The organism is Nostoc sp. CHAB 5836 (genome assembly GCF_020829445.1).
Lineage (GTDB): Bacteria > Cyanobacteriota > Cyanobacteriia > Cyanobacteriales > Nostocaceae > Nostoc.
On sequence record NZ_JAIVFV010000315.1, the window covers coordinates 1 to 3833 of the forward strand.

Annotated in this window: 2 protein-coding genes; both read right to left on the reverse strand. The window is 43.3% G+C overall.

Features of this window, described 5'->3' with window-relative positions:
* Positions 1–285 precede the first annotated feature (285 nt).
* Complete coding sequence (locus tag LC605_RS31620) at positions 286–2343, reverse strand: thioredoxin domain-containing protein (protein WP_229551345.1); 2058 nt, start codon at positions 2341–2343, stop codon at positions 286–288.
* 325 nt (positions 2344–2668) lie between these two features.
* The coding region (locus tag LC605_RS31625; RefSeq protein ID WP_229551346.1) for a nucleotide pyrophosphatase/phosphodiesterase family protein at positions 2669–3833 on the reverse strand (1165 nt) is incomplete at its 5' end.

Here is a 3833-nt window from a genome sequence, read left to right on the forward strand (position 1 = left end):
CGCGGGGAAACAAAAAGCATCGCAGGATGAACGCAATCTGTTTGGGGAATTCAAGAGAATCATTTGCGAGATTCGACCAGACTGGGCAATTGTGGAAAAGTCTTATTGCTAACTGCCCAAGCATTGAGGTCTGTGAAATTGTTCAATCTTCTTCGATGACTCTATTACACCCCTACCTGATTTTAAAAGATGTTGGTAATGACAAGGGTTTATAACCCCAGGCTGGCTGGCGCTTGAGGATCTCAATGAGAATATTGAGTGTTTAATCCCTTCTTGAGAGCGATTTCACGCCCTCACCTGACTTTTGTGGACTTGCTGCAATAAATGCTCTACACTTTCTGCTGGTGCAAGACATTTCAAACCTTGGCAAACTAACCCAACGCTTCCCTCTGGTAAATCAGATGTTATGGCAAACACAGCCGTTGGTAGAAACTTGGGGATCAGCGAGTTTATTTGCTCAGTGCTGCTGCGAATCAAAGTAGAATTACGATACCAATCCAAAGCTGTAAACAAGCTGGGACAAGCTTGGGGAGCGCGATGCATTACACTCTTAAAAGCTTTCAAACCAAGTTCCGCTAAATCCAAATAATCTAGATTATCGGTGAGTAGGGCGAGACGGACAAGGTTAGCGATCGCTATTCCATTGGCTGATGGTGTAGCATTATCGGCGTAACTACGTTCTCTGACAATTAAATCTTGACTAGTATCGCTTGATGTGTTATGATAACCACCTAACTCTACACTCCAGAGAAAATTGTTGAATTCATTTTGGATAGCGATCGCATTTTCTAACCATTGGTTCTGCTCAGGGTTGGAAGCTTGTAAATCCAAAAGAGCTTTAATAAAAAAGGCGTAATCTTCAGACTGCGCTGAAACAGTTGGTTCTCCTTGATAGTTGAGTCGGTGGAAACGCCCATCAACGAACTGATTTTCCAAAATAAAATTCGCCGCTCGTGCTGCTAATTCCAGGTATAATGGTTGTTGGAACACCGTAGCAGCCCTAGCCAGCCCGGAAATCATCAAACTATTCCAGGCGACAATCATTTTCGTATCTGTCACCGAAGGAATGCGACCTGGCCAGTTAGTGGTTTTTGCTTCCTGGTTGTTACGAGCAGGAGGAAAAGTTTCTAGTGACTTAGAACTAACGCCATAGCGAACTCCAAACAACTTGCTCAGTGATGTTTCTAGCGTTGCAGTCAATTGCCCTAAATTTCGTCTTTGTAAAACATTACGTCCTTCAAAGTTACCGTTAGGGGTAACAGTAAATTGCTGTTGTAATTCCGTTAATTCTTCAGGTGTTAAAAGTTGTTGTAGTTCGGTGTAACTCCAGACATAAAAACTTCCTTCTTCTGGTTCTACCGCCGTGGATTCAGTGAAACTATCGGCATCTTGAGCAGCATAGAAGTAACCTTCAGGCGCGGTCATTTCCCGCTTCAACCATTGTACAGTACCAGCGATCGCCCTTTCAAAAGCTGGTTCTTGTATTCCTGCACTCCACAAACTAGCTAAATACTCCACAATCTGTCCATTATCGTAGAGCATCTTTTCAAAGTGGGGTACTGTCCAAGTTGGGTCAACAGTATAGCGATGAAAACCACCGCCTACATGGTCATAAATGCCTCCCAGCGCTAACTCTAGTCCCCGTTGGGTACAAACTTCCTTGCCATTATGGCGAGATTCAAAATTAAATCGAGTTCCCCGCAGTGCTAATTCTGTGTAGGGAATCATCGGAAAACTGTTGCCAGATTGACTAGGAGTAATTATACCCGTACTGGTTTCCCAACCTTGGCGGAGTAATTCATGGTCTTCAAGCTCAGTTGTTGTACCATCTTGTAATACCGCAGAGGTGAGCAGAGACTCAATAATTAAAGCTTTGCGTTGCTGTAAATCCTGTTTTTCTGTATCGTAATAACGGCGAAGGGATTGCAACACCTGGAAAAATCCGGGACGACCATAGCGCGGGTCTACAGGGAAATAAGTACCAGCATAAAACGGCACTAAATCTTCTGGGGAGAGAAAAATATTCAAAGGCCAACCTCCTTGACCGCTCATCATCTGCAAAGCTTGCATATAGATGCTATCAAGGTCAGGTCTTTCTTCCCTGTCTACTTTGATGGGAAGATAATTAGCATTCATGTAGTCAGCGATCGCAATATCAGAAAAAGCCTCGCCTTCCATCACAGTACACCAGTGGCAACTAGAGTAGCCAATGGAGAGAAAAATCGGTTTATTTTGCGCCCTTGCAGTTGCAAGTGCTTCATCACACCAAGGCCACCAATCAATGGGGTTTTCGGCGTGTTTGCGGAGATAGAGGCTCTTAGCTTCAGCAAGGCGATTAGTCATGATCCAATGCAAGTAGTTGCCTTCTTTGCTCAGTCTACCCTGTTCTCAGCAGTGTTAACCTTTGGGTTCCCCAGTTGCGTCTACTTTTGATTTTGCGATCGCTTGACTTATCCTAACCCTCCCCGAAATCGGGGAGGGAACTGGATTTTCCCCTCTTTGGTCTTCCTTCGGCGACTTTGGGGATCCAGTGCAAACGTAAATAAGCTTAAAACCCTTACTAATGCAAAATGACAAATGACAAATGACAAATGAAAAACGACAAATGACAAATGACAAACGACAAATGACAAATGACAGCCAGTTAACTTTAATTGCGCCGACCTACTTACTCCTGATTTAAATGTTTGAGAATTAACGAGCAAACATCTGTCGCCTCAATTGTGTTTTCATTAACTAGATGAGTTTGCTCGGTGATCAATAGAGGCCCTTGATCTGGAGAAGTTGTAATATGACCGTGAGATCCACGTACTAGGGAAGCATCCAGAGGAATCACATCCATGAGGTAGCGAAAACCTAGTTGTTTCTTAAGTAACTTGAGAGCAATTTTTCCTTGAGGAAATTTAATTTGCGGATCAAGGAAAAGTTCTACAGGATCGTAACCAGGTTTACGGTGGATATCTACAGTTCTAGCAAAATCAGGGGCTTTTGCATCATCCAGCCAATAATAATAGGTAAACCAAGCATCAGGTTGAGCGATCGCCACCAACTCTCCCGATCTAGGATGAGTAAGATGGTAGGCTTGTTTACCTTCTTCATCCAATACCTGCGCTACGCCTTCAGTCGCTTCTAAAAGCGATCGCACTTTCGGGATGTACGCCGGATCATTCACATATACATGAGCAATTTGGTGATCTGCCACAGCGAAGGCAATACTAGCACCAAAATCGAGCAATTCTCGCCCCAATTCTTCTCGCACAGCAATTAAACCATTATTCCGTAATATCCGGTTGAGATCCACTGCTTTAGAAACTGGAGTAATTCCGTACTCAGAAAGAATAATTACCTGAATATTACGTGCTTGATAATATTTAATTAGATCGCCACAAACAGCATCAATTTCTCGCAAATCTGCTTGGATGTGTTTTTGATCATCACCGAATCGTTGCAGACAGTAATCTAAATGTGGGAGATAAACTAGTGATAATGTAGGGCTGTAACGTTCCTCAATCCATTTTGCCGAATTGGCAATCCATTGGCTAGAACTAATGGAAGTTTTTGGCCCCCAAAAATCGAACAGAGGGAAGTTTCCTAAATCAGATTGAATTTGCGATCGCACATCAGCAGGATGAGTGTAAATATCAGGTAATTTTCTACCATCTGCGGGATACATTGGGCGCGGCGTAATGGCATAATCTACTGAAGAATACAAGCGATCGTCACCAATACCACCAAAGAGGGAGTCATTTCCCGTATAACCTCTTGGTATATATCTATACTTGTAGTAGGGATCTGCGAAGTAGTCAACCCCCGTATAACCCCTCAATGTATCA

Coding starts and splice junctions, on each gene's coding strand:
- LC605_RS31620 (WP_229551345.1), bottom strand. CDS start 2,343: ATGACTAATCGCCTTGCTGAAGCTAAGAGCCTCTATCTCCGCAAACAC.